Origin of the sequence: Tamaricihabitans halophyticus (genome assembly GCF_004340875.1) — a bacterium.
Taxonomy (GTDB): domain Bacteria; phylum Actinomycetota; class Actinomycetes; order Mycobacteriales; family Pseudonocardiaceae; genus Tamaricihabitans; species Tamaricihabitans halophyticus.
Genome location: NZ_SLXQ01000002.1, coordinates 281,247 through 303,876, shown reverse-complemented (window position 1 = coordinate 303,876; position 22,630 = coordinate 281,247). Strand labels below are relative to the sequence as shown.

Below are 22,630 nucleotides of genomic sequence, written 5' to 3'. Positions count from 1 at the left end.
CCGCGGAGCCTAGCCGAGGGATCACCGGATGCGGCGCGAGGGGGCAACCCGGCATGGCGGGCACCGTGCCTGAAACCACACTCGGGTGATGGCGCATACTAGGCGACGCACTCGACGGGGCCAATTGAGCGCCAACCGAGCGCCAGTTGAGCACCGGAAACCGAATCGGAAAGGGGCACCACACGCGTGTGTGGCCTGCTTGGGCTGGTATGCGCCAGCGAGGACGACGCGACGAAGGCACGGCAAGCGGTCGGCGCCGCGATGCACTGCCAGCGCCACCGTGGCCCGGATGAGTCGGACACCTGGGCGGACGGCCCGGTGGTCTTCGGCTTCAACCGGCTCGCGTTCATCGACGTCGAACGCTCCCATCAGCCACTCACCTGGGGCCCGCCGGAGTCGCCGGCCCGCTACACGCTCAACTTCAATGGTGAGATCTACAACTACCAGGAGCTACGCGAGCAGCTGATCGCCGAGCACGACGCGACGTTCGCCACCGAAGGCGACGGCGAGGCCATCGTGGCCGCGTGGCACTACTGGGGAGCCGATACCGCGCTACCCCGGCTGCGTGGCATGTTCGCCTTCCTGATCTGGGACGCCGAGGAGCAGGTACTGCACGGCGCGCGGGACCCGTTCGGGATCAAACCGCTGTTCTACGCGGCCGGCCCGCAGGGCACCGCGTTCTCCAGCGAGAAGAAGAGCCTGCTCGAACTCACCGAACAGCTCGGCATCTCAGGCGCCCTGGACACCCGTGCGCTGCAGCACTACCTGACGTTGCAGTACGTGCCAGAACCAGAGACGCTGCACCTGGACATCCGCCGAATCGAGTCCGGCACCTCGTTCACGGTCGCGCCTGGCGGCGAGCTACGGACCAAGCGGTACTTCGTCCCCCGGTTCGACGCGCAACCGGTGCGGGACGCGACCGAGTCGCGGCAGCTGCACGAGCGCATCCGCGATGTGATGCGGGATTCGGTCGGCAAGCACATGATCGCCGACCCGGACATCACCGTGGGCGCGTTCCTTTCTGGCGGGATCGACTCGACCGCGATCGCCGCGCTGGCCAAGGAACACAACCCGAACCTGATCGCCTTCACCACCGGCTTCGAACGCGAGGGCTACTCGGAGGTGGACGTGGCGGCCGAGTCCGCCGCGGCGATCGGCGTCAAGCACGTGATCCGCACCGTGTCCGCGGACGAGATGATGGACACACTGCCGCTGATCGTCTGGTACCTGGATGACCCGGTGGCCGACCCGGCGCTGGTCCCGCTGTGGTTCATCGCGCGGGAAGCGCGCAAACACGTGAAGGCGGTGCTTTCCGGCGAGGGCTCGGATGAGCTGTTCGGCGGCTACACGATCTACCGCGAACCGCTTTCGCTGGCGCCGTTCGAGAAGGTGCCCGGCGGCGTACGCAAGCTGATCGGCAAGGTGTCCAGCAAGATTCCCGAGGGCACCAGGGGTAAGGACCTGCTGCGCAGGGGCGCGCTGCCGCTCGAGGAGCGCTACTACGGCAATGCCCGACTGTTCCGGGACGACCAGTTGCGCGGCGTACTGCGCACCTTCGACCCGAGCGCCGGTCACCAGGACGTGACCGCCGACCTGTACGCCAGTTCGACCGGCTGGGACCCGGTCAGCCGGATGCAGCACATTGACCTGTTCACCTGGCTGCGCGGGGACATCCTGGTCAAGGCGGACAAGGTCACCATGGCGAACTCGCTCGAGCTGCGGGTGCCGTTCCTCGACCACGAGGTGTTCCGGGTGGCCTCGACGATCCCGCTCGAGGAAAAGATCACCAAGGAGACGACCAAGCACGCGCTGCGCAGGGCGCTCGCGGATATCGTGCCAGGGCACGTGCTGAACCGGCGAAAACTGGGCTTCCCGGTGCCGATCCGGCACTGGCTGCGCAACGAGATGTACGACTGGGCGCGCGGCATCATCAACGACTCGGCCACCGACGCCCTGCTGGACAAGCCGGCCGTCCTGCGGCTGCTCGAGGACCACCGAGCCGGCAATCTCGATCACAGTCGGCGGATCTGGGCACTACTGCTGTTCATGCTCTGGCACGGAATCTTCGTGGAGAACCGGATCAAGCCGGAGATTCCGGAACCGCAGTACCCTGTACTGCTCTAGCTCCGCAAGATACACACCAGCGTTCTCGCCTATGAACGTGCCTCGGATGGGTTGTCTCCGGCTCCGGCGCAAACACTACCGATTGGTAAGGGTGCCGTCGGAGCCGCGGAGGACCTAGCGTCGGGAACGTGGTGAACACGATGACTGGCTACGCGCTCCCGGAAAGCATGGCCGAACTGATCGCGGACTGTACGGACATCCCCGGCTCGATACAGGCCGAGCGGGGTATCCCGCAGCAACGCGCGGCGGCGCCGTGGGCGGTATCGGAGTCCTGCCTCGCCCAGGTGGAAGACCTGGATCTGTACGTCTGAGCCGCTGAAAACGGCAGCGGCCCGTCCGCCAAGCACAGCGGACGGGCCGAGAAAACCAGTTGCCGAACTAACCTGCTAGTGGAACCTACTAGTGGAAGCTGTCACCGCAGGCACAGGAACCACCGGCGTTCGGGTTGTCGATGGTGAAGCCCTGCTTTTCGATGGTGTCCACGAAATCGATCACGGCGTCCTGCACATAGGGTGCGCTCATCCGGTCCACGGCCACCTGCAGGCCGTTGAACTCCCGGAACAAGTCACCGTCCAGCGAGCGCTCGTCGAAGAACAGCTGGTAACGCAGGCCAGCGCAACCACCAGGCTGTACCGCGATACGCAGATGCATATCGTCGCGCCCCTCCTGATCGAGCAGCGCCTTTGCCTTGGTCGAGGCCGCATCGGTCAGCGTCACACCGTGGGTTGACGTCTCGGTGGCATTTTCCTGAGCGGTCGTCATGGCTCTCCTCGGACTCCTCCGCGTCTGCCTGGTGGTTCGCTCGGTTCAACACCGCACCAGTGGGACCTATTCCCCTCTATGGTTACACATTATCCGCCTACGGTGACGATCGCGCCCATCTCGACTTCGGTGGCCTGAGCCACCGCACTACCGATCCGCCTCGCGGCTCCATTGCCCAGCGACGTCGCCAGCAAGGGCGCGCAGCGTACCCACGGGATCGGCCAGTGCCGCCTCGGCCGAACCGGCGTGCTCGGCCACCGCATACGCCGTGTCCACGCCCACCGCGCCCGCTTCCCGCCGGCCAACACTGACCTGGCCCGCCAGCACCAGGCAAGGCACCCCGCGCTCGGCCGCGCCCGCGGCGACGGCGGTGATCAGCTTCCCGCGCAGGGACTGCCAGTCGAAGCTCCCCTCCCCGGTGAGCACCAGTTCGGCCTTGGTCAGCTCGGCGTCCAGCCCCGTGCGTTCGCGTACGAACGCCGCGCCGGAGATCCGGTCCGCGCCGAGGGCAAGCAATCCCGCGCCGAGCCCGCCTGCCGCGCCTGCCCCGGCGCGGTCCTGCACCTGCGCGCCGGCCGCGGCCAGCACCTCCGCGTAGCGAGTCAGCCCGACCTCCAGCCGCTCCACGGCCTCGGCATCCGCGCCTTTCTGCGGACCGAAGACCTGGGCCGCGCCATGCGTCCCGAGCAGTGGATTCTCCACGTCCGAAGCGAGTACGAGGCGCATTCCCAGCACCGGTAGCGCACCGGCTGGAGCCGGTCCGGCCAGCCGGGCACAGTCGGCCAGTGCCGCACCACCGGAACCCAGCTCGGCTCCGTCGGCGTCCAGCGGGGCCGCGCCAAGGGCGGCAAGCATGCCGGCGCCACCGTCCGTACTGGCCGAACCACCCAGTCCGACCACGGCGGTGTGCGCTCCCGCTTCCTTCGCCGCCAGCAGCAGCTCGCCCACTCCGCGACTGCCGGTCCGCAGGCATCCAGCGGCCCGGTCCGCCCTTTCCACCAGGTGCAACCCAACGGCCTGGGCGGATTCCAGGTAGGCCGTTCCGTCGTGTTCCAACCATTCGGCGGTGACGCTGTTCCCGAGCGGTCCACTGACCCGCAGGGAGTGCCGGATACCGCCGAGCGCGGCATGCAGCACATCGATGAAACCGGGACCACCGTCGGCAAGCGGCCGTTTGATCAGCTCATCGCCAGGCGCGCGAGCTAACCAGCCAGCCGCGATTGCCTCGGCGGCCTCGGCCGCGGTGAGCGTTCCGGTGAAACAGTCTGGGGCAACCACGACGCGCATGAGAACGGAGCTTAGCGATAAAACCGGTAGTACCCGACGTCACCGCGACCGCCTTGCCATATCCTGGCCTGGTGAAGTTCCTGCGTCGCCAATCCACCGAGCCCGAAGGCAGCGCGGCCGAGGCGAACGACGTTGATGCCGAGGTCGCCGACGCCGCCGATGACGACAAGCGCCATACCCCGAGCAAGGGCCGGCCAACGCCCAAGCGGCGCGAGGCCGAGGCCCGGCGGCGCGGTCCGGTGGCGCCGCCACCGCGCACCACGCGCGAGGCGATGAAGCGGTCGAAGGCGACCCGGCCGAGCAAGGAGGAACGCCGCCAGGCCTCCGCCGAGCGCAGGGAACGCATGATGGCCGGCGACGACCGCTACCTGCTGCCGAGGGACCGGGGACCGATCAAGGCCTATGTGCGCGACGTCGTCGACTCCCGGCGGAACCTGCTCGGCATGTTCATGCCGCTGGCGATTCTGGTGTTCATCTCGCTGCTCGTGCCCTATCCGCAGGTGCAGCAGTTCGCCACGCTGCTGTGCACGCTGATGCTGCTCGGCATGCTGCTCGAGGGCTTCTTCAACGGCAGGCGAATCACCCAGCAGGTGCGCGCGAAGTTCCCGAAGGAAGAGATCAAGGGCCGGTCCATCGGCTGGTATGCCTTCGTTCGCGCCAGTCAGGTACGCCGGCTGCGGGTACCCAAGCCCCGGCTCAAACCAGGCGACCAGCTCCGCTGACTCGCTCACCCTTAAAGAACCTTAAAGAACGCGGTCGCGGGGCGTGCGCTCGTCGCTAGTTGAGCGCTAGCTGGGGTGCAGGCTCATCGGGCCGTAGACGACCCGTGTTCCTTCCAGCAGCGTGACCTGGTCAATGCCGGATGCGGCGAGTTCGCCGAAGTTGTCCGTCAGCCACGCCTCGGCTTCTTGCTGTTCGTCGAATGCCTCGTCCGGGCCGGGCACGACCGCGCCGTGCCGGTTCGTATAGCGCCACCGGTAGTCCACGGGGCACAAGGTAACGTGCCAGCGCGTGATATTCGGCGAGCCACGGCGAACGCTTGTCCTCGGCGGTGCCCGCTCCGGCAAATCCGCGCACGCAGAGGGGCTGCTGCCAGGAGATGAGCCCGCGGTCTACGTGGCGACCGCCTACCGCGATCCGCACGATGCCGACTGGCAGGCGCGGATCGCCGAACACGTCGAGCGCCGCCCGGCCAGCTGGCATACTGCGGAGCCGGCGGCCGCCGAACTCGCCGATCTGCTGCACACCGCCGAGCCAACCGATCCGCCCCTGCTGGTCGACGATCTCGCCACCTGGCTGACCAGGGCATTCGACGAGGCCAACGGCTGGGAACGGGATAACCTGGACCGGGTACGCGCGGCTCGCGCACGGCTGGCGGAAGCCGTCGCGGCCTGCCGGGCTCGACTCGTTCTGGTTTCCGCCGAAGTCGGCCTGGGCATCGTGCCGCAAACCCGCTCTGGCAGGCTTTTCCGCGATGAGCTCGGCGCGCTCAACGCACAACTCGCCGAGCACTGCGACGAGGTCGTGCTGCTCGTCGCGGGAATACCGCTGAAGCTGCGTACGCAGGGAGGTAGCGCTTGACCCCGCCAACCGAGTCGTTCCCGCCGGCCACGGTGACCTTTCCGGAGATTCCCGAACCCGACCAGGACGCGGCGGGCCAGGCGCGGGCACGGCATGCGGAGCTGACCAAGCCACCAGGGTCGCTCGGCAAGCTCGAGGAACTCGGGACCTGGCTCGCCGCGCGCCAGCGTCGCTGCCCACCTCGGCCACTGCAGCGGCCCCGCGTGGTCGTGTTCGCCGGGGATCACGGCATCGCGCGCGGCGGCGTTTCCGCCTATCCCGCCGAGGTCACCGCGCAGATGGTGCGCAACTTCCTGGACGGCGGCGCGGCGGTGAACGTGCTCAGCGATGTCGCCGGCGCAACCGTGCGGGTGGTGGACATCGCGGTGGCCGCGCAAACCCCGCCCGAGGTAGCCGAATTCAAGGTGCGCGAGTCGTCCGGATCGATCGATGTGGAGGACGCGCTCACCGAGGAGCAGACGCAGACCGCGCTCACCGCGGGGCGGACGATCGCGGACGCCGAGGTTGACGCGGGCGCCGACCTGTTGATTGTCGGCGATATGGGGATCGGGAACACCACCCCCGCCGCGGTGCTGATCGCCGCGCTCACCGGTAGCGAGCCGGTAGCGGTAATCGGCAGGGGGACGGGCATCGATGACAACGCCTGGATGCGCAAGGCCACGGCGATCAGGGACGGATTGCGCAGGGCCCGCGCGAACAGCGCCTATCCGGTCGACTTGCTCCGCGTCGTCGGTGGCGCTGACTTCGCCGCCATGGCGGCATTCCTCGTACAGGCGGCGGTTCGACAGACACCGGTGCTGCTGGACGGGGTGATCGCCAGTGCGGCCGCGCTGGTCGCCGAAGAACTCGCGCCGGGCGCGCGGCAGTGGTGGCTGGCCGCCCATCGCTCCACCGAGCCCGCCCAACACCTCGCACTCGACCAGCTCCAGCTGGAACCGCTGCTTGAGCTGGACATGCGCCTTGGTGAAGGCACCGGCGGACTCGCCGCGCTGCCACTGCTCAGGATGGCGGCCAAGGTTCTCACCGAGATGGCTACCTTCGAGCAAGCCGGTGTTTCCGGCCAAATCCCACAACCAGCCGAGGACTAGCGGGTGCGGCTCGCGCTGTCCTGGTTGACCGTACTGCCGGTAGCCGGCGGGTCGGTCGAAGCACGGGACTGTCGTCGGGCGATCAGCCTCGCCCCACTGGTGGGGGTATTGCTCGGCTGCTTCGCGCTCGGCGTGCTTGCCGGGTTGCACCAACTCGGCGCGCCCGCGTTGGTCGCCGGGATACTCACGGTCGGCGCGCTGGCGCTGGCGACCAGAGGGATGCATGTGGACGGTCTGGCGGATACCGCGGACGGCCTCGGCTGCTACGGTCCGCCAGCCCGTGCGCTCGAGGTGATGCGCGACGGCGGCGTCGGACCGTTCGGCGCGGTAACCCTGCTCGTGGTGTACGGCACGCAGGCAGCCTGTTTCGCCAGCGTCCTCCACAGTGGACGCTGGTGGGTGGTGCCGCTCGCCGTCGCCACCGGCCGCGCCGCGCTTGGCTGGTGCTGCCGACGGGGCGTGCCCTCGGCGCGCGCCGAGGGATTGGGCGCGCTCGTCGCCGGCTCACAGCCGTTACCGGTCCCGCTTGGCTGGACCGCGCTGCTCGCCGGCGCGGCGGTGCTGACCATCCCCGAGCTGCCCTGGCTTGGGCCGCTCGCGGTGGTACTGGCCACCGCGCTGGTCGTTGCCGTCCTGCCGCATATCCGCAAGCGGTTTGGCGGGATCACCGGAGACGTGCTTGGCGCGGCCGTCGAACTCGCGACCACCGTCACGCTGGTGGTCTGCGTGTCCGCGACGGCCTGACGCGACCAGTCAGCCGAGCTTGCGCATCCAGCCGTGCGGGTCGGACCCGCTGCCGTCCTGGATCGCGGTCAGCGCCGCGCGTAGCTTCATCGTCACCTCGCCTGGCTGCCCGCCACCAATGGTGAACTCACCATCCGCGTGCTTGGCCGTGCCAACCGGAGTGATCACGGCCGCGGTGCCGCAGGCGAAGACCTCGGTCAGCTCGCCGGTAGCCGCCTTCTTCTCCCACTCCTCAGTGGACACCCGACGCTCCTCGACCGGGTAACCGAGGTCCTTGGCAAGCGTGAGCAGCGAGTCCCTGGTGACACCGGGAAGCAGCGAACCACTCAGCCCTGGCGTGACGATCCGCGCGTCCGCGCCGGAACCGAAGACGAAGAACAGGTTCATCCCGCCCATCTCCTCGACCCACCTGCGCTCCACCGCATCCAGCCAGACGACCTGATCGCAGCCCTGCTCGACGGCCTGCGCCTGCGCGACAAAGGACGCGGCGTAGTTGCCCGCGAACTTCGCGGCGCCGGTACCGCCGGGTGCCGCGCGCACGTATTCGGTGCACAGCCACACCTTCACCGGTTTGACGCCGCCGGCGAAATACGAGCCGGCCGGCGAGGCGATCAGCGCGTACATGTACTTGCCAGCCGGGCGGTTCACGCCGAGGCCGGCCTCCGTGGAGAACATGTACGGCCGCAGGTAAAGCGACTCGCCATCGGCTGAGGGCACCCAGCGCTCGTCGACGGCGATCAGCTCGCGCAGCGAGTCGAGGAACAGCTCGTCGGGCAGCTCGGGCATCGCGATCCGGCGAGCCGAGGCGCGAAACCGCGCGGCGTTCTGCTCCGGGCGAAACGACGCGATCGAACCGTCCGGCTGCCGGTAGGCCTTGAGCCCTTCGAAGATGGCCTGTGCGTAGTGCAGCACGGAAGCGGCCGGGTCAAGCTCGAACGTCCGGTACGGCCCGACGGTCGCGTCGTGCCAGCCGTGCTCGGCGTCCCAGGGGATGGTCACCATGTGGTCGGTGAAGTGCACCCCAAAGCCAGGCTTAGCCAATACCTCCGCTACCCGCTCCGGGGTCGCCGGCGCAGTGTTCGGAGTCCTGGTGAATGGCAGTTCTGAGGTCATGCAGGAACCGTATCCTGTACTTGGACATCAGAACATCGCAGATCCCAAGAATCCGCCCCGTGGGCGAGCGGGCCAGCTATCGAGTAGTCAGCTGATCGCGGTTAGTGCGCCGTGCCGCCAGCGCGCCGGCCGCGGCGAGCAGCACCAGCAGTGCCGCGACACCAAGATAGCCAACGGGTTGCGCGGCCAGTGCGATCGCCAGCACCACGAGACAGCCGGCCGCGAGCTTCGATCGATCGAGGTACACCGCCCGCAGCGCCGGCCACCCGCACCACGCCAGCGCCACACACCCGGCCAGTACCAACAGCTCGGTTGGCGTGCCGAACAGTCCGGCGACGAGAATCAGCAAGCCACCGACGGTGCTCCAGATCGCGGCGATACCGGGCAGCCCAAGGGAACCGGCCGCGGTGCCGATCCCGCCGAGCAACCAGTACACCGCGATCACCGCGATCACCAGCACCGCACCGTCGAGCAGGCCACCAAGCGCGGTGGCATCGGCCGCGGCGAGCATGTCCCGCAGCGGCGCTGGGGAGAGGCCGAGCCGGGCGGGTCCGAGCTGGTACAACGCAGCCGCGCCGACGGCGAGTAGCGCGAAGGCACCGCCACCGAGCGCCATACTCGCCGAACCGCGCTCCCCCGTGCCCACGCCGAGCAGAGCGAACAGGAACAGGCCAAGCACTCGCGCGACCCCGAGCGGATCCAGCTGGTTCGGTTCGAACGGCACCACCGGCGCGATCGCGAAGCTGGCCGCGACAACGGCAAGTAACACGGCCAGTACCAGTCCCGTAAGCAGCTGAACGGCCAGCGCTGGCGGCTGGTAGCCACTGGCCCGGACGGCGAGCGCCACGGCGAGCACTCCGAACGCCACCACCGGTTGCCCCGGCGCCACGTAGACCGTCACCGCACCGAGTACCGCCGCGCCGGCGAGCACCCGCAGCAGCAGTCCCAGCGCCACCGGGAACGGCTCGGCCCACCGCCCTACCCGCAGGAGCGCCAAGAGGACCAGGCCGGCAATCGGAATCCCGACAAGGGCCGACCAGCCCGCGGTCTGCGCCGCGGGGGCGAACCCGAGCAGCAAGCCGGCCCCGATCATCCCGCTCAACCTCAGCAACATCGGGCAAGCTTCGCAGAACCGAGCCGAGGCTCGTGACGTGGCCGAACGGACTGGTCGTTAGCATGCTGCACGAATCCGTCCAACCTGTGCATACCAGCGGCTGCCAAGCGCCTAAGGAGTACACCGTGCCCGTTCCGAAGCTCGCCGTAGCCACCCCGAAGCCGTCGGCGATCGCCAGCGCACGCACCGAGGCCATCGTGCTCGGCACCGTTCAGGGCAAGAACGGCCCCGAGCTGGCCGAGGGCACGGAGCACATGGACGCGGCCTTCGACGGTCAGCTGCTGGGGCTACTCACCGCGCTCGGCGCGAGTGGCAAGGCCGAGGAGATCATCAAACTGCCCTCGATGGGCAAGGCCACGGCCGATCTGGTGCTCGCGGTCGGGCTTGGCGCGCCGGACGAGCACGGCGGGCACACCCCGGAACAGGTACGTCGTGCCGCCGGCGCGGCCGCACGGGCACTCACCGGCAGCCGGAGCGCCCTGTTCACGCTGTCCGCGGTGGACCTGAGCGCGACCGCGGAGGGCGCCGCGCTCGGCAGTTACGCCTTCACTCAGTACAAATCCGACCCGGGCGAGGCGCCACTCGGCAAGATCGATCTGCTCGCGCCCGCGACCGGGACAACCAAGGAGCACCGCGCGGCGGTCAAGGCGGCGGGAGCGATCGCCGAAGCCGTCGGCATCGCACGTGATCTGGTGAACACCCCACCCAATGATCTCTACCCTGGTTCGTTCGCCGATCGGGCGAGCGCGCTGGCCAAGGAGGCCGGCCTGGAGATCACCGTCCTGGACGAGAAAGCGTTGCGCCGCAAAGGTTTCGGCGGAATCCTCGGAGTCGGCGGGGGTTCCGCGAGGCAGCCGAGGCTGGTGCGGTTGAGCTACCGGGCAAGCAAGCCGCGGAAGAAGGTCGCGCTGGTCGGCAAGGGGATCACCTTCGACACCGGCGGGATCTCGATCAAACCAGCGGCCAATATGGATCACATGACCTCGGATATGTCCGGGGCGGCGGCGGTGGTGGCAACGGTGGTACTCGCCGCCAAGCTGCGCTACCCGCTCGAGGTGACCGCGACGGTGCCGCTCGCGGAGAACATGCCATCCAGCACGTCCTACCGCCCGGGTGATGTGTTGACGATGTACGGCGGCAAGACCGTGGAGGTACTGAACACCGACGCGGAGGGCAGGTTGGTCCTCGCCGACGCGATGGTGCGGGCGGCCGAGGACAACCCGGATTACCTGATCGAGACCGCCACGCTGACCGGCGCGCAGCTGGTCGCCCTCGGCAGCCGCACCCCAGGGATCATGGGTTCGGCGGATTTCCGGGACAGGGTAGCCAAGATCGCCCAGGACACCGGCGAGGGTGGCTGGCCGATGCCACTTCCGGAGGAACTGCGCGGCGATCTGGATTCCCGGCTCGCCGATCTGGCGAACGTCACCGGGCACCGCTGGGGCGGGATGCTGGCCGCGGGCCTGTTCCTCCAGGAGTTCGTCGCGGACGACTTGCCGTGGGCGCATATCGATATCGCGGGTCCGGCGTTCAACACCGGTGGGCCGTGGGGGTACACCGGCAAGGGTGGCACCGGTGTCCCCGTCCGCACGCTGGCGGCGGTGCTCGCGGATATCGCCGAATCGGGCTGATCGCGCCAAAGTACGTCCCGGTGACCGCGATCTTGAGAGATCTTGCGGTCACCGGGCGCGGCTACTCCTGCTCGCGTGCTCGTCGGCGCCGGATCCGCTGCCGCTCGGTGTAATCCCGCATCCGTTGCGGGTAACCGACTTTGCGCACCTCGTATACCGGAATGCCACGTTTGCGGCCAAACTGCTGCGCCGCGTCCGGGCTGGCGATCCGCCGCCGGGTCCACTCGCCGTCGTGCGCGATCAACACCACGGTGGTTTCCGTCACGTTGGTCCGGGGTTCCAGATATGCCTCGACGCCATGCCGCTCGGCCGCCCAGCTGTCCAGATGATCGGTATCCGTATCGCTTGCTTTCCTTGGCCCACCGCCACCTTTTCGTTTCCTGCGCAGCGAGTCGAATAGACCCACGTCGATCGACCTCCCAAGCTTTCCCGCCGACTGCGCCTGCCGCCGTACCTGTTTCCAGGATCCACCAAATCACCCGAGTAACCCGAACAGGACCCACCAGGTCGCAAGCTTGCCGCACCTAGTGACAAGATGACGTGTGGTGGCCGCACCCAACCTGGTAACGATCACCTAACTGAGAGCAACCAATACTGCCCTTCGAGGAGAGCGACGTGACCGACACCTCCGCCGACCTGGTGATCCTCGGTGGCGGCTCGGGCGGCTACGCTTGCGCGTTTCGCGCGGCTGAGCTCGGCCTATCCGTCATCATGATCGAGAAGGATAAGCTGGGCGGCACCTGCCTACACCGCGGCTGCATCCCGACCAAAGCGCTGCTGCACGCGGCCGAGGTCGCGGACAACGCGAGGGAAGGTGAGCAGTTCGGCGTTCGATCGGCACTCGAAGGCATCGATATCGCCGGCGTGAACGGATACAAGGACGGCATCGTCGGCCGGCTGTACAAGGGTTTGCAGGGGCTCGCCAAGGCGCACAAGGTGACGCTGGTCGAGGGCGCGGGCACCTTCGTCGGCAACGGCACCGTCGAGGTGAATGGCACCCGCTACACCGGCAAGAACGTGGTACTGGCCACCGGCTCCTACTCCAAGTCGTTGCCAGGCCTCGAACTCGGTGGCCGGGTCATCGCCAGCGAGGAAGCGCTGAACCTGGACTTCGTACCGGAAAGCGTCGTGGTGCTCGGCGGCGGCGTCATCGGTGTCGAGTTCGCCAGCGTATGGCGGTCGTTCGGCGCTGAGGTCACGATCGTCGAAGCGCTGCCCCGGCTGGTGCCGGCCGAAGACGAGTACGCCTCCAAGCAACTCGAGCGGGCGTTTCGCCGGCGCGGCATCAAGTACAAGACCGGCGTCAAGTTCACCGAGGCGAAGCAGACCGAAAGCGGCGTGTCCGTCTCGCTCGAATCCGGCGACCAGATCGACGCGGACCTGCTGCTCGTCGCGGTCGGCCGCGGCCCGAACAGCGCGGGCCACGGCTACGAGGAAGCCGGCCTGGCGATGGAGCGCGGGTTCGTGCCCACCGACGAGCGGCTGCGCACCAACCTGCCTGGCGTCTACGCGGTCGGCGATCTCGTGCCCGGCCTGCAGCTGGCCCACCGGGGCTTCCAGCAGGGGATCTTCGTCGCCGAGGACATCGCCGGCCTGAACCCGAAGCCCATCGACGAGGCGGGCATTCCTCGGGTCACCTACTGCAAGCCGGAGGTCGCCTCCGTCGGGCTCACCGAAGCGGAAGCGAAGGAGAAGTTCGGCACGGTACACACCTTCACCTACGATCTTGCTGGGAACGGCAAGAGCCAGATCCTGAAGACCGCAGGGGGCGTCAAGCTCGTGAAGGCCGGGGCCGAAGGAGAAGAAGGTCCGGTTGTCGGCGTCACCATGGTCGGTGAACGAGTCGGCGAACTAATTGGGGAGGCCCAGCTGATCTACAACTGGGAGGCCTTCCCTGCGGACGTGGCACCCCTGATCCACGCCCATCCGACGCAGACCGAAGCCCTCGGCGAGGCCCACCTCGCCTTGGCCGGCAAGCCGCTGCACGTCCACGGCTGAGCAGTCGGCACCACATCAGCGAACGAAAGAGACAACGAGGAGTCAGCGAACAGATGGCCTTCTCCGTCCAGATGCCGGCACTTGGCGAAAGCGTCACCGAGGGCACGATCACCCGCTGGTTGAAGCAGGAGGGTGACAGCGTCGAGGTCGACGAGCCGTTGCTGGAAGTGTCCACCGACAAGGTCGACACCGAGATCCCATCCCCCGCGGCGGGCACCGTCCAACGGATCCTGGCGCAAGAAGACGACACCGTCGAGGTCGGCGCCGAGCTCGCGCTGATCGGCGATGGCGCGGCGGCCGAGCCCGCGCCGGCCGCGGCGCCGACACCGGAGCCCGCGGCCGAACCGGAGCCCGCGGCCGAACCGGAGCCCGCGGCCGCGCCGCCGGCAACTGAGCCGGCGCCGCAGGAGGCGGCGCCCGCACCACCTACCGGTGGCGCGGCGAGCGGCACGACGGTCAGCATGCCCGCGCTCGGCGAAAGCGTCACCGAGGGCACCGTCACCCGCTGGTTGAAGCAGGTCGGCGAGGCCGTCGAGGTCGACGAGCCGTTGCTGGAAGTGTCCACCGACAAGGTCGACACCGAGATCCCTTCGCCAGTAGCCGGCACGGTGTTGGAAATCCTCGCCGGCGAGGACGACACGGTCGAGGTGGGCGGCCAGTTGGCGGTAGTCGGCGCGGCCGGTGCCGCTGCCGCGCCAGCTCCTACCCCACCGGCGCCCGAACCAGCACCGGCAGCGCCCGAACCGCCAGCCCAGCCAGCGCCAGCCCAGCCGGCCGCACCAGCCGAGCCGGCAGCCGCCAGGCATGCCGCACCCGAACCTGCTCCCGCGCCACCGGCCGCTCCCGCCGCACCGGCGCCGGCGCAGCCACAGGTGGACGCGGCACCGGCGGGCGGCGCGCCGTACGTCACGCCGCTGGTCCGCAAGCTGGCCGGCGAGCACGGTGTTGACCTGAACACGATCAAGGGCAGCGGGGTCGGCGGCCGGATCCGCAAGCAGGATGTGCTTGCCGCGGTCGAGGCGGCCAAGGCGGCCGCCGCGCCGGCAGCCGCACCGAGTGCTCCGGCAGCGCCAGCCGCGCCAGCCGCACCGTCGGGTGAGGCTGATGGGCTACGCGGCACCGTGCAGAAACTGCCCCGGCTGCGCCAGATCGTCGCGCAGCGCACCAGGGAATCGCTCGCGGTCTCCGCGCAGCTCACCCAGCTGTTCGAGGTGGACGTCACCAAGATCGCGCGGCTGCGGGCGCAGGCGAAGGCCAACTTCGAACAGCGGGAAGGCGTGAAGCTGACCTTCCTGCCGTTCTTCGCGAAGGCCACGGTCGAGGCGCTCAAACAGCATCCGGTGCTGAACGCCTCGATCGACGAGGAAGCCAAGCAGATCACGTATCACGGTGCCGAGCACCTGGGTATCGCGGTGGACACCGAGCGCGGCCTACTCAACGCGGTGGTGCACAACGCGGGTGAGCTGAACGTGGCCGGGCTGTCACACAAGATCAACGATCTTGCCGCGCGGGCCCGCACCAACCAGATCAAGCCGGACGAGCTTGCGGGCGGCACGTTCTCGCTGACCAACCTGGGCACCAATGGCGCGCTGAGCGACACCCCGATCCTGGTCCAGCCACAGGTCGGGATCCTCGGTGTCGGTTCGATCGTGAAGCGGCCGGTCGTGGTGAGTGACGCGAACGGGGAGGACACCATCGCGATCCGCTCGATGGTCTACCTCGCGCTGACCTACGACCACCGGCTCGTCGACGGCGCGGACGCGGGCCGGTTCCTGACCACGGTCAAGAACCGGTTGCAGGAGGGCGCGTTCGAAGCCGACCTCGGCCTGTAACGACCGTTTGCTACCACGGGGGCGGACCGCGATGCGGGGTCCGCCCCCGTGGCTTTTTCTCGAAACGATGGCACCATCATCGCCATGCGGGTGTTGATCGCTGGATCGTCTGGGTTTCTCGGCGCGGCCGTCACCTCGGCACTGCGTTCGGCAGGGCATGACGTGCTGCGGCTGGTGCGCCGACAACCAACCGGCCCAGCTGAGCGCGCCTGGGATCCGCCAGCTGGCCGGTTGGCCGAGGATGCGCTGGACGGCGTCTCGGCGGTGCTCAATCTTTGTGGCCGACCGCTCGCGCCAGCGCGGTGGAGCGCCGCCCGTAAACAGCTGATCAGGGACAGCAGGCTGGAACCGACCGAGGTACTCGCCGCCGCGGTAGCCGAGCACCAGATCCCGGTGCTGATCAACGCTTCGGCGGTCGGGTACTACGGCGATACGGGTGCCACGGAAGTGGACGAGACCGCCGCGGCCGGCACGGGTTTTCTTGCCGAACTGTGCGTGGACTGGGAACAGGCGACACAGCCGGCGGCGGACGCGGGCACCAGGGTGGTGTTGCTACGCACCGGTCCGGTGCTGGCCAGGACCGGCGGGCTGCTCGGCATGCTGCGACCGGTGTTTCAGGCGATGCTCGGTGCCCGGTTCGGCCAGGGTGAGCAGTACCTGCCGTGGATTCAGCTCACCGATTTCACCGCCGCCGTCACCTTCGCGGTCGAGCACGAGGAGCTGAGCGGTCCGGTGAACATGTGCGCGCCGAACCCCGCGACCAACCGAGCCTTCACCCGAGCGCTCGGCGCGGCCGTGCACCGGCCCACGCCGTGGGTTGCCCCCGCCTTCGCGTTGCGGGCGCTCGGCGGCCAGCAACTTGAGGAGATGCTGCTGTTCGGCCAGCGGGCCGTTCCCGCCGCGCTACTGCGGCAGGGATTCACCTTCGAATACCCGGAACTCGCCGAGGCACTCGCCCGGTCGACGCGCCGGTGAGCGCGGGAAGCCGCCACCTCACCCTGGCCGGAACACTCGCGATCCTTTCCTGCATCGGGTTGGGGTTCGCGGTCCGGGCGGCACCGAGCACGCCGGATGCCTGGCTGGCCGCCCGGTTCGACGGGCTCTGGCAGACCAGTGCCGGGCAGGTCCTCGCGATACTGAGCGACCTGTTCGGGCCTTCGCTGTACGCGGTCACCATGGCCGTGCTCGCGGTGACGGCTGGCCTGCGCTACCTACGCGGCGATCGCCACCGCGCCGGGATCCTGCTCCGCCTGGTGCTGCTCGGCATCGCCTGCCGGGCGGTCTCCCTGGCGAAGCCGCTCTTCGACCGCGAGCGACCGAGGGCCTACCCGGATCTGAGCTATCCGAGCTCGCATGTCGTCTCGGTCACTGTCGTAGCCCTGCTCGCCACCCTGTACTGCCTGCTGCTGGCCAGGCGGTTGCTGCGGTACGCGGTCAGCTGCGGCGTGCTCGCGGTGCTGCTGTCCGCGATCCTGCGTTTGCTGCTTGGCGTGCACTGGCTGACGGACACGATTGGCGCCGTCCTCGGGGTACTTGGGGTTGGCCTGCTCGGCATGGTGATCCTCTCTCTACATCGACCGGTCCCTACATCGACCGGCCCACCAACCACCGGTCGCGACGGCCGTAAGCTCGACATCGTGACGACGACGCAAAGCCCCTGCCGCGCCGCGACCGAACCCGTACGGGTCCGTTCCCTTGGCACGGTGGACTACCAGGAGGCATGGGAGCTGCAGCGCGAGCTGGTAACCGCCCGCGACGAGGGGCGTGAGGGCGACACCATGCTGCTGCTCGAGCACCCTTCGGTGTACACGGCGGGCAAGCGCACCGAACCGCATGAGCGGCCGGACGACGGGACCCCGGTCGTGGATGTGGATCGGGGCGGAAAGATCACCTGGCACGGCCCCGGTCAGCTGGTCGGCTACCCGATTGTCAAACTGGCCGATCCGATTGACGTGGTCGACTACGTTCGGCGCCTCGAACAGGCGCTGATCGCGGTATGCGACACGCTCGGCGTGCCAACCGGTCGCGTCGACGGGCGCAGCGGGGTGTGGCTCGCGGCCGATGCGCGCGGCCCGGAGCGCAAGATCGCCGCGATCGGTATCCGCGTGCAGCGCGGCGTCACCATGCACGGGTTCGAGATCAACTGCAACTCGGACCTCGGCGAGTTCGGCAAGATCGTGCCGTGCGGGATCAGTGATGCCGGGGTGACCTCACTGAGCGCCGAGCTGGATCGCGACGTCACGGTGGACGAGGTGCGCCCGCTGGCCACCGAAGCGGTGCTGGCGGCGCTGGCCGGCACGCTGCCGGTGACAGAGCGTTGGCTGGACCGGGCGGACCAGCCAAGCGCTCCCGGAGTCACCTTCACGTTGCAGACTCGCTAATCTAAAAGAGCACGGTTACCGAGCGTAGTCGTCACCGAAGCTGGGGCGCGACCTCGCTGGCGATCAGCTCAATCTGGGCCAGGTCGGACAGATCGAGCATCTGCAGGTAGATCCGCTCGACCCCGGTCTGCGCGCGCCACTCGCCGATCCGCTGCACCACCTCGGCTGGCGTACCGGCGAGACCGTTCTCCTTGAGCTCGGCGACGTCCCTGCCAATCGCCGAAGCCCGGTTGGCCACCTCGGCATCGTCCCGACCAACACAGGCGACCAGCGCCGCGGAGCGGGTGATCTCGGCAGGGTCCCTGCCGATCTCCCCGCAGGCCGCGGCCACCCGATCGAACTGTGCCGCGGCCTGCTCGGCCGGCATGAACGGCAGGTTGAACTCGTTCGCGAAGCGGGCCGCGAGCGCTGGCGTGCGCTTCTTGCCACCGCCGCCGATCAGCACGGGCGGCCGGGGGCGTTGCGCCGGCTTCGGCAGCGCCGGTGAGTCGGCCAGCTGGAAGTACTTCCCGTTGAACGAGTAGCTCTGGCCATCCGGGGTCGCCCAGAGACCAGTGATGATCTCCAGCTGCTCCGCGTAGCGGTCGAAGCGCTCCCGCATTGGCGGCAGGGTCAGGCCGTACGCGTCATGTTCCTCGGCGTACCAGCCACTGCCGAAGCCGAACTCGACCCTGCCGCCGGACATCTGGTCGACCTGCGCCACGGAGATCGCCAGTGGTCCTGGCAGCCGGAAGGTGGCCGCGGTCATCAGCGTGCCAAGGCGCACCGTACTGGTGTCCCTTGCCAAGCCGGCGAGGGTGATCCAGGCGTCGGTCGGGCCGGGCAACCCGTCCGCCGAGCCCATCTTCAAGTAGTGATCAGAACGGAAGAACGCGGAGTAGCCGGCATCCTCGGTGCAGCGCGCCACGCGGAGCAGATCCGCATAGCTGGCACCCTGCTGCGGCTCGGTAAAGATCCTCAAATCCACCTGGCCGAGGCTAGCGGAATCAACCAGCCTGCGGGCGGGATCGGATCTGTTCGAGCAGTCGCTCGATCGTGTCCGCGACCTCTTCGCCGACCTTCTGCTGGTCGGTAGAGCTGGCGATCAGCTCGGCCGCCGAGCACAGCGCACCGTAGAGCAGCCGCGCGCTGACCTCGACGGGTACCTCGGCCACCTCGCCGGCATCGATCAGCAGCCGTACCCCGGCACGAACCAGGCCGAACCCGAAGTTCTCCTCGGCCTCGCGCCAGCGCTCCCAACCCATCACTACGGGCGCCTCATGCACCACGATGCGCTGGTATCCGGGCTCGAGGCAGATCTCGATGAAGACGCGTAGTCCCGCCTTGGCCCGTTCCCATGGCGAACCATCGCCTTCCAGCACCGCGCCGACCCGACGCAGGCAGACGGTTTCCATCCGGTCGAAGGCCGCTTCGAACAGTGCCTGCTTCCCACCGAAATGGTGGTAGAGCGCACCCTTGGTCACCCGGGCATGTTTGGCAATCTGGTCGAGTGAGGTCTGTGCGTAGCCGTGCTTGGTGAACAGCTCAACCGCGCCGTCCACCAGGGCGGTACGGGTGGCTTCGGAATAGTCCAATCGCCTCGCGCGCACTGTCACCACACTCACAACTCTACGACACGGGGAACCCCACATACCGGTGGTACGTTTAACCCAGGGAACCATACCGACGGTATGCCACAGACCGAAGGTATGACGCAGGTCACGTAAAAGGGGTCTAGCCATGAGCTGGAGCGATTTCTATCGCCGCCGCGAGGTGCTCGACCGAGCACTGCGGCAGGCGCGCCGGACCGGCGGCCGGGTCACCCTCGCCGAGATCCCCGGCGGATACGACGTGTTCATGAACGAGGGCGAACTACTGCTCGCCTTACAGCACAAGTGGAACCAACTACTCACCGGGCGGATCGGCCTCGCGCTGGACGACCTGGATCACGGCGCGCACGGCGCCGCCGAGGACGATCGGGTGGACGCGATCTCGCGCGCCTGGCGGGAAACCGCGCGGCAGAATCCCGAACTGCGCGCGGTGCTGGACGCGCACGGCGATGCCTTTCCCGAGCAGTTGCGCGCTGGCCGCGATGTCGAACTGAGCATGCTCGCGCTGAACGCGGGCCTGGCGAGCGCGGCCGAACCGGCGGACAAGATCCGCAGGGTTGGCACGGCACTGCTGAACCTGATCGCCAGCACCCCGACACGCCCCGCCGGCAGGCCACGCGGCCCGGTCGCGCAACTGCGCCGGTTGCTCGCGCCCGCTGGCTGAACAACGCCACCCAGCACTGGCCGCCAGCAAATGGGATGGCGGCCACGCGTGGTACCGACCTGGCCGCCTAGCCGCGTAAGGTGATCGTTGTGAGTGTGGTGCCTGAAGGGCGCAAGCTGCTGCGGCTCGAGGTTCGCAACAGCCAGACGCCCATCGAGAAGAAGCCGTCGTGGATCAAGACCCGGGCACGGATGGGCCCGGAGTACACCGAGCTCAAAAGCCTGGTGCGCCGCGAGGGGCTGCACACCGTCTGCGAGGAAGCTGGCTGCCCCAACATCTACGAATGCTGGGAAGACCGCGAGGCCACTTTCCTGATCGGCGGCGGCCAGTGCACCCGGCGGTGCGACTTCTGCCAGATCGACACCGGGCGGCCGGATGATCTGGACACCGAGGAGCCCCGCAAGGTGGCCGAATCGGTGCAGGCCATGGGGCTGCGCTACTCCACGGTGACTGGCGTCGCACGAGACGATCAGCCCGACGGCGGCGCCTGGCTCTACGCCGAGACCGTCCGGCAGATCCACCAGCTGAACCCGGGTACCGGTGTGGAGCTGCTGATCCCGGACTTCAACGCCGACGAGGAGCAGCTGGCCGAGGTGTTCGGCTCGCGCCCGGAAGTGCTCGCGCACAACCTCGAGACCGTGCCGAGGGTGTTCAAGCGCATTCGCCCCGGCTTCCGCTATGAGCGCTCACTCGAGGTGATCACCAAGGCCAGGCAGGCAGGGCTGGTCACCAAGTCCAACCTGATCCTCGGCATGGGCGAGACCAGTGACGAGGTCGAACCGGCCATGCGCGATCTGCACGAAGCCGGCTGCGACATCCTCACCATCACCCAGTACCTGCGCCCCTCCCCTCGGCACCATCCGGTCGACCGCTGGGTGAAGCCGGAGGAGTTCGTGGCGCATTCGAACAAGGCCGAGGAGATCGGGTTTGCGGGCGTGATGGCCGGGCCGTTGGTGCGCTCCTCGTACCGGGCCGGTCGGCTGTACACGCAGGCCGTGCGGCACCGTGGCGAGGAACTGCCCGCGCAGCTGGCGCATCTGGCCGAGGCCGGCCCCGCCGCGCAGGAAGCCAGCTCGCTACTGGCCAGGGGCTGACCGCGGCGCACGGTTGGTCGCGCCGTCCGACAGATCACGCCATCCAGCGCTAGGCTCGCCACAGGCGAAGCGAAAGGCACGATGGCGATGCTGACCGATCTGCTCGAATGGCTGCAGAGTTTGCCGCAGGCCGGTGTGGTCATCGGTGCTGGACTGCTGGTATTCGGCGAGTGCACGATCGGCCTCGGCTTCATCGCGCCGGGTGAGACGGCGTTGTTCATCGCTGGAACCACGGCCAACTCGGTACCTCGGTTCCTGATCATGTGGCTGGTTACCTCGCTGTGCGCGACGGCGGGATATTCCGTCGGGTACGCGATCGGCAAGTACTTCGGGCCCAAGCTCCGGCAGACCAAGCTCGTACGCAAGCACGGCGCGCAGGGCTGGGACAAGGCAACCGACTTCCTTCGCCGCAGGGGTGCGCTCGCGGTGGTCTTCGCGATCTTCCTGCCGGTGCTGCGAACCCTGGTACCGGCCGCGGCCGGGGCTTCTGGGCTGGCGTTTCGCAAGTTCCTGCCCGCCGTACTCGTCGGCACCACGGTGTGGTCGGCGCTGCATATTGGCATCGGTTCGGCCGCTGGCGAGGCGGCGAAGTGGATCGAGGACGCGATTGGCCGGGTTAGCTGGATTCTGCTTGGTGCCGTGGCGGTGGCCGCGCTGATCTGGTACTTGGTGAAACGGAAACGGGCAAAAAGGGAATCCGGGTCGGCCGCCGATGAATCCACGGTGAACCAGGACCGGTAGCCTGACCGTCAGAAGAAGACGAATCTACCGGAGCGCATCCGGGTCGTGCGCATCATTGCCTTCCTCGGTACTGGTGCCACATCGCACCGCTGGGAGGAGAACGGCACGTGGCCTTGCTGACCGACCTCATCGAAGGCATCGCCAGCTTGCCGCAACCCGCGCTGGTCGCCGCGACCGGCGCGCTGGTACTCGCGGAATGCACGATCGGGCTTGGCTTCATCGCACCCGGCGAGTCCGGTCTGCTACTCGCCGCGACCAGTGTCACCACCCCCACCCGGTTCATCGTGCTGTGGCTGGTCGTCACGGTCTGCGCCGGAATCGGTGATTCGATCGGCTACGCGATCGGCAAACGATTCGGTCCGCGACTGCGCGAGACGAAACTGGTTCGCAAGATCGGCCAGCAGCACTGGGACAAGGCAACCGACCTGATCCGCCGCAGGGGCGCGTACGCCGTATTCTTCGCCAGGTACCTGCCGGTCGTGCGCACGCTGACACCCGCGGCGGCAGGCACCTCCGGACTTCCGTTCCGCAAGTTCCTGCCCGCGGTGGTACTGGGTGCCTCGTCGTGGTCGGCGTTGCATATCGGGATCGGTGCCGGGGCCGGCGCGTCCGCCAAGGCGATCGAGAGCCAGCTCGGCACGGCGGGCGCCGTGCTGCTTGTCACGCTTCTCGTGATTGGCATCGTCGTGATGATCATCCGCAAACGGCGCGCGGCGGCACGGGAGAAGGCGGCCACAAATAACGACGGCACAGATAACGACGACACGGGCGCCGAAGGCCCGGACAACGAAGGCGCCGCGCACGCCGAGTCGGTGAAGCCGGCCAAGGCCGAATCCGCCGACTGATTCGGTGTCCCGACCAGCGCGTGCGGCGGTGCCTGGCACGGG

23 protein-coding genes are annotated in these 22,630 nt (G+C 68.3%); 15 read left to right on the top strand and 8 right to left on the bottom strand.

All coding sequences use genetic code 11. The annotated features are described in order from the left end of the window. Window positions 1–186: 186 nt before the first annotated feature. The gene (gene asnB, locus EV191_RS09010) at window positions 187–2,124 is read left to right on the top strand and encodes an asparagine synthase (glutamine-hydrolyzing) (RefSeq protein WP_132876463.1); all 1,938 of its coding nucleotides are present in this window, start codon (window positions 187–189) and stop codon (window positions 2,122–2,124) included. Between the two features lie 140 nt (window positions 2,125–2,264). Further along, window positions 2,265–2,435 carry a hypothetical protein gene (locus EV191_RS30055; protein ID WP_165912885.1) on the top strand — a complete coding sequence of 57 codons (171 nt, stop codon included), beginning with the start codon at window positions 2,265–2,267 and terminating at the stop codon, window positions 2,433–2,435. Window positions 2,436–2,523: 88 nt separating this feature from the next. Here the strand turns inward: EV191_RS30055 and EV191_RS09005 are convergent, their stop codons facing one another. Both EV191_RS09005 and EV191_RS09000 read right to left on the bottom strand, forming a co-directional pair. Further along, the gene (locus EV191_RS09005) at window positions 2,524–2,886 is read right to left on the bottom strand and encodes a HesB/IscA family protein (protein WP_132876462.1); all 363 of its coding nucleotides are present in this window, start codon (window positions 2,884–2,886) and stop codon (window positions 2,524–2,526) included. A 147-nt stretch (window positions 2,887–3,033) separates the two neighbouring features. Further along, window positions 3,034–4,173 (bottom strand): glycerate kinase family protein, encoded by a 1,140-nt coding sequence (locus EV191_RS09000; protein WP_132876461.1) that lies wholly within the window; start codon window positions 4,171–4,173, stop codon window positions 3,034–3,036. A gap of 71 nt (window positions 4,174–4,244) precedes the next feature. Here EV191_RS09000 and EV191_RS08995 point away from each other — a divergent pair, with 71 nt between their 5' ends. Next, window positions 4,245–4,895, top strand: coding sequence for a DUF3043 domain-containing protein (locus EV191_RS08995; RefSeq protein WP_132876460.1), 651 nt, complete (start codon window positions 4,245–4,247; stop codon window positions 4,893–4,895). A 66-nt stretch (window positions 4,896–4,961) separates the two neighbouring features. Here EV191_RS08995 and EV191_RS08990 read toward each other — a convergent pair whose 3' ends face one another. After that, the gene (locus EV191_RS08990; RefSeq protein WP_132876459.1) at window positions 4,962–5,159 is read right to left on the bottom strand and encodes a hypothetical protein; all 198 of its coding nucleotides are present in this window, start codon (window positions 5,157–5,159) and stop codon (window positions 4,962–4,964) included. A 25-nt stretch (window positions 5,160–5,184) separates the two neighbouring features. Here EV191_RS08990 and cobU point away from each other — a divergent pair, with 25 nt between their 5' ends. From cobU to cobS, 3 genes are read left to right on the top strand one after another with little or no spacing between them, the layout of a single operon-like run. Next, complete coding sequence (gene cobU / locus EV191_RS08985) at window positions 5,185–5,754, top strand: bifunctional adenosylcobinamide kinase/adenosylcobinamide-phosphate guanylyltransferase (protein ID WP_243658840.1); 570 nt, start codon at window positions 5,185–5,187, stop codon at window positions 5,752–5,754. Further along, complete coding sequence (cobT, locus tag EV191_RS08980; RefSeq protein ID WP_132876458.1) at window positions 5,751–6,842, top strand: nicotinate-nucleotide--dimethylbenzimidazole phosphoribosyltransferase; 1,092 nt, start codon at window positions 5,751–5,753, stop codon at window positions 6,840–6,842. Before cobU ends, cobT begins: the two co-directional genes overlap by 4 nt. Window positions 6,843–6,845: 3 nt before the next feature. Further along, the gene (cobS, locus tag EV191_RS08975) at window positions 6,846–7,586 is read left to right on the top strand and encodes an adenosylcobinamide-GDP ribazoletransferase (RefSeq protein ID WP_132876457.1); all 741 of its coding nucleotides are present in this window, start codon (window positions 6,846–6,848) and stop codon (window positions 7,584–7,586) included. 9 nt (window positions 7,587–7,595) lie between these two features. Here the strand turns inward: cobS and EV191_RS08970 are convergent, their stop codons facing one another. Both EV191_RS08970 and EV191_RS08965 read right to left on the bottom strand, forming a co-directional pair. Continuing rightward, entirely contained in the window at window positions 7,596–8,699 is a 1,104-nt protein-coding gene (locus EV191_RS08970) for a branched-chain amino acid aminotransferase (protein WP_132876456.1), read from the bottom strand. Window positions 8,700–8,775: 76 nt separating this feature from the next. Next, window positions 8,776–9,813 (bottom strand): hypothetical protein, encoded by a 1,038-nt coding sequence (locus EV191_RS08965; RefSeq protein WP_132876455.1) that lies wholly within the window; start codon window positions 9,811–9,813, stop codon window positions 8,776–8,778. A 125-nt stretch (window positions 9,814–9,938) separates the two neighbouring features. Here EV191_RS08965 and EV191_RS08960 point away from each other — a divergent pair, with 125 nt between their 5' ends. Next, the gene (locus EV191_RS08960; RefSeq protein WP_132876454.1) at window positions 9,939–11,444 is read left to right on the top strand and encodes a leucyl aminopeptidase; all 1,506 of its coding nucleotides are present in this window, start codon (window positions 9,939–9,941) and stop codon (window positions 11,442–11,444) included. Window positions 11,445–11,505: 61 nt separating this feature from the next. Here the strand turns inward: EV191_RS08960 and EV191_RS08955 are convergent, their stop codons facing one another. Continuing rightward, entirely contained in the window at window positions 11,506–11,850 is a 345-nt protein-coding gene (locus EV191_RS08955) for an oxidoreductase (RefSeq protein WP_207894465.1), read from the bottom strand. Between the two features lie 209 nt (window positions 11,851–12,059). Between EV191_RS08955 and lpdA the strand changes: the two genes are divergently transcribed. From lpdA to lipB, 4 genes are all read left to right on the top strand, one after another. Next, entirely contained in the window at window positions 12,060–13,442 is a 1,383-nt protein-coding gene (gene lpdA, locus EV191_RS08950) for a dihydrolipoyl dehydrogenase (RefSeq protein ID WP_132876452.1), read from the top strand. Between the two features lie 53 nt (window positions 13,443–13,495). Next, the gene (gene sucB / locus EV191_RS08945; protein WP_132876451.1) at window positions 13,496–15,274 is read left to right on the top strand and encodes a 2-oxoglutarate dehydrogenase, E2 component, dihydrolipoamide succinyltransferase; all 1,779 of its coding nucleotides are present in this window, start codon (window positions 13,496–13,498) and stop codon (window positions 15,272–15,274) included. Window positions 15,275–15,358: 84 nt separating this feature from the next. Continuing rightward, window positions 15,359–16,249, top strand: coding sequence for a TIGR01777 family oxidoreductase (locus EV191_RS08940; RefSeq protein WP_132876450.1), 891 nt, complete (start codon window positions 15,359–15,361; stop codon window positions 16,247–16,249). 662 nt (window positions 16,250–16,911) lie between these two features. Continuing rightward, window positions 16,912–17,655 carry a lipoyl(octanoyl) transferase LipB gene (lipB, locus tag EV191_RS08935; protein WP_132876714.1) on the top strand — a complete coding sequence of 248 codons (744 nt, stop codon included), beginning with the start codon at window positions 16,912–16,914 and terminating at the stop codon, window positions 17,653–17,655. Between the two features lie 31 nt (window positions 17,656–17,686). On the opposite strand, the gene EV191_RS08930 is transcribed toward lipB, so the two are convergent. After that, the gene (locus EV191_RS08930; protein ID WP_132876449.1) at window positions 17,687–18,622 is read right to left on the bottom strand and encodes an LLM class F420-dependent oxidoreductase; all 936 of its coding nucleotides are present in this window, start codon (window positions 18,620–18,622) and stop codon (window positions 17,687–17,689) included. A 19-nt stretch (window positions 18,623–18,641) separates the two neighbouring features. Further along, window positions 18,642–19,244: a TetR/AcrR family transcriptional regulator gene (locus tag EV191_RS08925; RefSeq protein WP_132876713.1), complete on the bottom strand. Its 603-nt coding sequence runs from the start codon at window positions 19,242–19,244 to the stop codon at window positions 18,642–18,644. Between the two features lie 130 nt (window positions 19,245–19,374). Between EV191_RS08925 and EV191_RS08920 the strand changes: the two genes are divergently transcribed. The 4 genes from EV191_RS08920 to EV191_RS08905 all read left to right on the top strand — a co-directional run bounded on the left by EV191_RS08920 (window position 19,375) and on the right by EV191_RS08905 (window position 22,588). Beyond that, window positions 19,375–19,908 (top strand): hypothetical protein, encoded by a 534-nt coding sequence (locus tag EV191_RS08920; RefSeq protein WP_132876448.1) that lies wholly within the window; start codon window positions 19,375–19,377, stop codon window positions 19,906–19,908. Window positions 19,909–19,997: 89 nt separating this feature from the next. Beyond that, the gene (gene lipA, locus EV191_RS08915; RefSeq protein WP_132876447.1) at window positions 19,998–21,002 is read left to right on the top strand and encodes a lipoyl synthase; all 1,005 of its coding nucleotides are present in this window, start codon (window positions 19,998–20,000) and stop codon (window positions 21,000–21,002) included. Window positions 21,003–21,083: 81 nt separating this feature from the next. Next, the gene (locus EV191_RS08910) at window positions 21,084–21,743 is read left to right on the top strand and encodes a DedA family protein (RefSeq protein ID WP_132876446.1); all 660 of its coding nucleotides are present in this window, start codon (window positions 21,084–21,086) and stop codon (window positions 21,741–21,743) included. Between the two features lie 107 nt (window positions 21,744–21,850). Then, entirely contained in the window at window positions 21,851–22,588 is a 738-nt protein-coding gene (locus EV191_RS08905; RefSeq protein WP_132876445.1) for a DedA family protein, read from the top strand. Window positions 22,589–22,630 lie beyond the last annotated feature (42 nt).

Coding starts and splice junctions, on each gene's coding strand:
- sucB (WP_132876451.1), top strand. CDS start 13,496: ATGGCCTTCTCCGTCCAGATGCCGGCACTTGGCGAAAGCGTCACCGAG.
- EV191_RS08920 (WP_132876448.1), top strand. CDS start 19,375: ATGAGCTGGAGCGATTTCTATCGCCGCCGCGAGGTGCTCGACCGAGCA.
- EV191_RS08970 (WP_132876456.1), bottom strand. CDS start 8,699: ATGACCTCAGAACTGCCATTCACCAGGACTCCGAACACTGCGCCGGCG.
- EV191_RS08940 (WP_132876450.1), top strand. CDS start 15,359: ATGCGGGTGTTGATCGCTGGATCGTCTGGGTTTCTCGGCGCGGCCGTC.
- EV191_RS30055 (WP_165912885.1), top strand. CDS start 2,265: ATGACTGGCTACGCGCTCCCGGAAAGCATGGCCGAACTGATCGCGGAC.
- EV191_RS08910 (WP_132876446.1), top strand. CDS start 21,084: ATGGCGATGCTGACCGATCTGCTCGAATGGCTGCAGAGTTTGCCGCAG.
- EV191_RS08965 (WP_132876455.1), bottom strand. CDS start 9,813: ATGTTGCTGAGGTTGAGCGGGATGATCGGGGCCGGCTTGCTGCTCGGG.
- EV191_RS09005 (WP_132876462.1), bottom strand. CDS start 2,886: ATGACGACCGCTCAGGAAAATGCCACCGAGACGTCAACCCACGGTGTG.
- EV191_RS09000 (WP_132876461.1), bottom strand. CDS start 4,173: ATGCGCGTCGTGGTTGCCCCAGACTGTTTCACCGGAACGCTCACCGCG.